Genomic DNA, 6,001 nt, shown 5'->3' with positions numbered 1-6,001 from the left:
GCCTCGGCCGGAGCCGGAGCCGGCGACGTCGCGGCCGGAGGGGCCGCCGCCGGGGCGGGGGCCTGTGCCGTGGTGGCCGGAGCCGAGGTGGCCGGAGCCGAGGTGGCCGCGGCCGCCGGCGCCTGCGTCCGGGCGGGGCGCTCGGACGGCGCCTCGGCCGGGGCCTCGGTCGCCTTCTTGCGCTGCTGCTCGGCCTTGGCGTCGGCCTTCTTCTTGGTCGGCCCGAGCACCATGATCATGTTGCGGCCGTCCTGCTTCGGCATGCTCTCGATGAAGCCGAGCTCGGCGACGTCGTCCGCCAGCCGCTGCAGGAGGCGCACGCCCATCTCCGGGCGCGACTGCTCGCGACCACGGAACATGATCATGACCTTGACCTTGTCGCCCGCCTTGAGGAACCGCTCGACGTGGCCCTTCTTCGTGCCGTAGTCGTGCGGGTCGATCTTCAGGCGGAAGCGGATCTCCTTGAGAACCGTGTTGGCCTGGTTCCGGCGCGCCTCACGGGCCTTCATGTCGGCCTCGTACTTGAACTTGCCGTAGTCCATGAGCTTGCAGACCGGGGGCCTGGCGTCAGGGGCCACCTCGACGAGGTCGAGGTCCGCCTCCTGGGCAAGACGAAGGGCGTCCTCCACGCGGACGATGCCGACCTGCTCGCCGTTGGGGCCGACCAGTCGGACCTCGGCGACGCGGATCCGATCGTTGATGCGGGGCTCGCTGATGTGCTGCTCCTCGTACTCGTGGTGGGACCTCGAGCAACGAAGAAGGCCTCCGCTGCTGAGTGCTCGCGGAGGCCTGCGTCCGACGGCGTCGCCGACCCGAGGGCACGGGCGACACCGGGCAGGAGCCTGAGCCACTGCCCTCGGACCGGGACCCGGCACCCTGTCGGCCGCACGAGGCGACACGTCGGGGCTCGGGTGGGATCTGCTCCACTTGCACACCGGCTCGCGTCCGCCTGCATGCAGGCATGGCTCACCGATCGGTCTCGTCCATGGTAGCACCCGCCGGGAGCTCGGCGGGTGGACCCCCGACAGCCCTGCCCGGGCCGCGACACGCCGCTTCCGTCCCGATTCTTGAACCATTCCAGAAAAGGCGCCATGATCGGGCCATGGACAGCGCCACCCTGCGCGAGGCCGGGCTCCGTGTCACCGCGCCACGCCTCGCCGTACTCGCCGCCGTCGGCCGCCTGCCGCACGCGACCGCCGACGCCGTCCTCACCGAGGTGCGCGCCACCGTCCCCACCGTGTCCGTCCAGGCCGTCTACGACGTGCTGCACGCGCTCACGGACGCCGGCCTGCTGCGCTGCATCGAGCCGGCCGGGCACCCCGCGCGCTACGAGCGGCGGGTCGCCGACAACCACCACCACGTCGTCTGCCGGGGCTGCGGGGCGATCGACGACGTCGACTGCGCCGTCGGCCCCTCCCCCTGCCTGACCCCGAGCTCGACGAGCGGCTTCACCGTCGAGACCGCGGAGGTCACCTACTGGGGCCTGTGCCCCGCGTGCCAGGGCGGCTGAGCCGCCCGACCGCACCCCGAGGACCTGCCCCCGGCGCACGCCGGCGGGCGAGCACCGCCGTGCCCGGAGCCAGCTCCCGGCGCGGCACGACCGGAAGGACCACCGTGACGCCGTTCACGACCACGAACGCCGGGGCGCCCGTCGCCTCGGACGCCCATGCGCTGACCGTCGGGGCCGACGGACCCGTCGTGCTGCACGACCACTACCTGGTGGAGAAGCTCGCGCAGTTCAACCGCGAGCGCGTGCCCGAGCGCGTCGTGCACGCCAAGGGTGGCGGGGCGTTCGGGACGTTCACGACGACGCACGACGTCAGCCGGTACACCCGTGCGGCGCTGTTCCAGCCGGGCGCCGTCACGGAGACGCTCGCGCGCTTCTCGACCGTCGCGGGTGAGCAGGGCTCCCCCGACACCTGGCGGGACCCCCGCGGTTTCGCGCTGAAGTTCTACACGACCGAGGGCAACTACGACCTCGTGGGCAACAACACCCCGGTCTTCTTCATCCGCGACGGCATCAAGTTCCCCGACTTCATCCACTCGCAGAAGCGTCTGCCGGGCTCCCACCTGCGCGACAACGACATGCAGTGGGACTTCTGGACGCTGTCGCCCGAGTCGGCGCACCAGGTCACGTGGCTCATGGGCGACCGTGGGATCCCGGCGTCGTGGCGGCACATGGACGGCTTCGGCTCGCACACGTACCAGTGGGTCAACGCCGAGGGCGAGCGGTTCTGGGTCAAGTACCACTTCCGCACCGACCAGGGGATCCGCAATCTCGGCCCCGACGAGGCCTCGCAGCTGGCGGGCTCGGACGCCGACGTGCACATCCGCGACCTCCACGAGGCCATCGAGGGCGGCGACTTCCCGTCCTGGACGCTGTCGGTCCAGGTCATGCCCTACGCCGACGCCGCGGAGTACCGGTTCAACCCGTTCGACCTGACGAAGGTGTGGCCGCACGCGGACTACCCGCTCATCGAGGTCGGCACGCTCGAGCTCAACCGCAACCCGCAGAACTACTTCGCCGAGATCGAGCAGGCGACGTTCGCCCCGTCGAACTTCGTGCCCGGCATCGCGGCGAGCCCCGACAAGATGCTGCTCGCGCGGATCTTCTCCTACGCCGACGCGCACCGGTACCGCGTGGGCACCAACCACGCGCAGCTCCCGGTCAACGCGCCGCACGCCGCGCCGGTGCACTCGTACTCGCAGGACGGCGCCGCGCGCTACACCTTCAACGCGCCGGACGTGCCCGTCTACGCGCCGAACTCGCGCGGCGGTGCGCACGCCGAGCCGGCCCGCGCGGGCGAGTCCGGCTGGGAGTCCGACGGCGCCATGGTGCGCGCCGCCTCGACCCTGCACCCCGAGGACGACGACTTCGGCCAGGCCGGGACGCTCTACCGCGAGGTGTTCGACGACGCCGCCCGCGCACGCTTCCTCGACACGATCACCGGCCACGTCGGCGGTGTGAAGAGCGAGGACATCCGCGAGCGCGCGATCGCGTACTGGACGCAGGTCGACGCCGGGCTCGGCGCTGCGCTCCGCGCGAACCTCACCGGCACGGCGCCGGTCGAGACCGGCCAGCCCGCGACCTCGGCGCTGCCCGTCGCCTGACGGGCCGTCCGACGACGACCGGGTCGGGGCCTGCCGCTCGCGCGGCCGGGTCCCGATCCGGTGGCAGGATCGGGGCATGAGCGAGCAGACCCCGGCCACCCCTCCCACCGACGGCTCGGGGGACGCGCTCCGCGACATCGCCGACGTCGCCGCGGTCGAGGTCATCACGACGGCAGCCGTCCACCTCATGAGCGCCGCGGCGGTGAAGTGCGGCCTGAGCCCCGACGCCGACGGCGTGCGCGGGTCGGACCTCACCGACCTCGACGAGGCGCGCAAGCTCATCTCCGCCCTCGCCGGGCTCGTGACGGCCGCCGCCCCGGACATCGGCAACCAGCACGCGCGCTCGCTCCGCGACGGGTTGCGGTCGCTGCAGCTCGCCTTCCGCGAGGCCTCTCCGTTTCCGGACGCGCCGGGCGAGGGCCCCGGTGAGAAGCTCACCGGCCCGGTGCGCTGAGCGCTCGTCCGGCACGCCGGCGGCCGGCGTACCGACCCGGGTCCGCAGCACGGGCTGCCGTCCCGCCGTCCACCCGGCGCGGGACGGCGGTCACAGCGCGTGCCGACTCTCCTATCCTGACCGCATGACCGACCCGTCGACGGCCGACCGGAGCGCCACGGCGCCGCCCGTCGTCCCCGCACCACGGCCGGGCGGCACGGGCGGGACGCCGTCGTCCGACGGCGCCCCGCGACCCACGGCCGGGGACGCCCCGGACGACGCGGCGTCGGGCACCGCTGCGGGCGGCACGGCGTCCGGCACCGCTGAGAACGGCAGGGCACCCCAGGACGCCGCTGCGGCGAGCCCGGCCACCGGCACGGCCGGCGGCACGGCTGACGGGCGCCGGACGCGGCGGGCGCCGACGCGACGGGTCGTGCTCCTCGGCGTCCTCGTGCTCCTGCTGCTGCTCACCGCGGCTGCCGCCGTGCACCTCTACCGGACCTCCACCGCCTGGGAGGACCGCGCGGAGGAGTACCGCCGTGCGGCCGAGGGGCTCGGCACGGAGCTGGCGACCACCCGAGCCTCCCTCGAGGGTGCGCGGGCCGAGCTCGAGGGTGTCCGCACCCAGCTCGCGACGGCGAACGAGCGGATCGTCGAGCTCGCCGACGAGAAGGCGCAGCTCGGGGACGACCGCGAGGTCCAGCGCCAGCTCGTCGACTACCAGGAGCGCGTCTCCGAGGCGGCCGGCACGGTCGCCCTCGCGCTCGACCAGTGCGTGCAGGGCCAGAACCAGCTCATCGGCTACATGGAGAACGCCGCCCAGTACGACCCCGTCGAGCTCGAGCGCTTCGGCGACGAGGTCCAGACGCTGTGCCAGCAGGCCACCGACGCCAACGCGGCGCTCCAGCGGGAGCTGTCCCAGTGAGGCGGCCGCTCCGGGCCGCCACGCGCGGGATCGCGGCGCTCCTCGCCGCCGCCGCGCTGACGGCGTGCGCGTCGGTCGACTCGATGGTGGAGCAGGTCGGCGACGCGGTGCCGCAGATGCCCGGCCCGGCACAGACGGACTTCGTGCCGAGCGAGGCGCCCATCGAGCAGTCGGGCACCGGCAACCTCTCCCCCGACGGCTTCGACGCCGTCGAGCGGCTCGCCGTGCGCATCCGCAACGTCGGGTGCAGCTCGCTCTCCACGGGCTCGGGCTTCGCGATCGACGCGACGACGCTCATCACGAACAAGCACGTGGTCGCGGACTCGGCGGACCTCCAGGTCTCGACCTACGACGGCCGTGACGTCGACGTGACGGCGGCGAGCACCGCCGCGCTCGCCGACCTCGCGGTGGTCCGCACCGCCGAGGAGCTGCCGAGCTTCCCCGAGCTCGCCGGGAGCGACCCCGTGCCCGGTGACGCGGTCACCGTCGTCGGCTACCCGCAGGGCGGCGCGCTGACCCTGACGACGGGACAGGTGATCGGCAGCACGACGGACCCCCTCAACGCGAACCTGGGAGAGGTCCTCGTGACCGACGCGGCCGTCGAGCCCGGGAGCTCGGGCTCCGCGGTGCTCGACGAGGCCGGGCGCGTCGTCGGCGTCGTGTACGCGAAGAACGCCTCCGGGCAGAGCTTCATCGTGCCGGTGAGCACCCTGCGCACGCTGCTCGCCGACGAGGCCGCCTTCACCCCCACCGCGGGCTGCGAGCCCTGAGCACGACCGCACCGACGGCACGGCCGGTACCGACGAAGGAGTCGCACATGACGCAGGACGAGGGACGCACGGGACGCGAGCGCCGCCGACGCGGTGGCCGGGGCGGCGTCGTGACGCGGGTCGCCGGGGACGTCCTGAACGTCCGGCGCGCGTTCGGGGAGCCCGTCCACCAGGACGGCGTCACGATCGTGCCCGTCGCACGGGTTGTCGGCGGGACGGGGTCGGGCTGGGGCTCGGGCGAGCTCGGCGCGGGCACGACCGCGGCAGAGGCGCGCGGCGAGGGATCAGGGTCGGGCGGTGGCGGCGGCTTCGGTGTCGCGGTCACGCCGCTCGGCGTCTACGTCGTGCGGGGCACCGAGGTCGAGTGGCGTCCCGCGCTCGACCTCGGCCGGGTGATCCTGGGCGGGCAGCTCGTCGGCGCGGTCGCCGTCGTCGCCCTCTCGTGGGCGCTGCGCGCCCGGCGTCGGCGCCGCTGAGCAGCCTTGCCGCCGGCTCGCCGTCGGCGGTCGCTCAGGGGGCGGCGACGACCCGCAGCTCGACCGAGTCCGCCTCCGCCGCGAGCGCGGTCGCCGACAGCGCGGCACCGACCTCGGCGAGGACCGCGTCGAGCGAGGCCCGGTCGAGGCCCGCCTGCACCGCGAGCACGACCGCCACCTCGGCGCCGCGCCCGGGGACGACGTCGACCCCCGCCACGTGACGCACGTGGGCGAGCGCGGACCGCACGCCGTCCGCGAGCCCCGGCCGGACGATGCCGTCGGCGAC

At 74.3% G+C, this 6,001-nt stretch carries 7 protein-coding genes and 1 pseudogene; 6 read left to right on the top strand and 2 right to left on the bottom strand.

All coding sequences use genetic code 11. The annotated features are described in order from the left end of the window. Window positions 1-668, bottom strand: a 668-nt coding sequence (gene infC, locus ICW40_RS15075) for a translation initiation factor IF-3 (RefSeq protein ID WP_260459269.1), incomplete at its 3' end; no start/stop codon positions are given. A gap of 434 nt (window positions 669-1,102) precedes the next feature. Here infC and ICW40_RS15070 point away from each other — a divergent pair. The 6 genes from ICW40_RS15070 (at window position 1,103) to ICW40_RS15045 (ending at window position 5,715) form a co-directional block, all read left to right on the top strand. Further along, window positions 1,103-1,510 (top strand): Fur family transcriptional regulator, encoded by a 408-nt coding sequence (locus ICW40_RS15070; RefSeq protein ID WP_221654833.1) that lies wholly within the window; start codon window positions 1,103-1,105, stop codon window positions 1,508-1,510. Between the two features lie 104 nt (window positions 1,511-1,614). Continuing rightward, window positions 1,615-3,111: a catalase gene (locus ICW40_RS15065; RefSeq protein ID WP_221654832.1), complete on the top strand. Its 1,497-nt coding sequence runs from the start codon at window positions 1,615-1,617 to the stop codon at window positions 3,109-3,111. 76 nt (window positions 3,112-3,187) lie between these two features. Further along, entirely contained in the window at window positions 3,188-3,565 is a 378-nt protein-coding gene (locus ICW40_RS15060; RefSeq protein WP_221654831.1) for a DUF1844 domain-containing protein, read from the top strand. A gap of 124 nt (window positions 3,566-3,689) precedes the next feature. Next, entirely contained in the window at window positions 3,690-4,469 is a 780-nt protein-coding gene (locus ICW40_RS21135) for a keratin (RefSeq protein WP_260459268.1), read from the top strand. Then, window positions 4,466-5,239 (top strand): S1C family serine protease, encoded by a 774-nt coding sequence (locus tag ICW40_RS15050; RefSeq protein WP_308121836.1) that lies wholly within the window; start codon window positions 4,466-4,468, stop codon window positions 5,237-5,239. Before ICW40_RS21135 ends, ICW40_RS15050 begins: the two co-directional genes overlap by 4 nt. A 47-nt stretch (window positions 5,240-5,286) precedes the next feature. Continuing rightward, the gene (locus tag ICW40_RS15045) at window positions 5,287-5,715 is read left to right on the top strand and encodes a spore germination protein GerW family protein (RefSeq protein WP_221654830.1); all 429 of its coding nucleotides are present in this window, start codon (window positions 5,287-5,289) and stop codon (window positions 5,713-5,715) included. A gap of 34 nt (window positions 5,716-5,749) precedes the next feature. On the opposite strand, the pseudogene ICW40_RS15040 reads toward ICW40_RS15045, so the two are convergent. Continuing rightward, a pseudogene (locus ICW40_RS15040) lies at window positions 5,750-6,001 on the bottom strand (SseB family protein); the annotation flags it as partial.

It is taken from the genome of Actinotalea ferrariae, assembly GCF_019733465.1.
In the GTDB taxonomy this organism is placed as follows: domain Bacteria; phylum Actinomycetota; class Actinomycetes; order Actinomycetales; family Cellulomonadaceae; genus Actinotalea; species Actinotalea ferrariae_A.
Note: the sequence above shows the minus strand (reverse complement) of the source record. Positions and strands in the feature narration are given on the sequence as shown.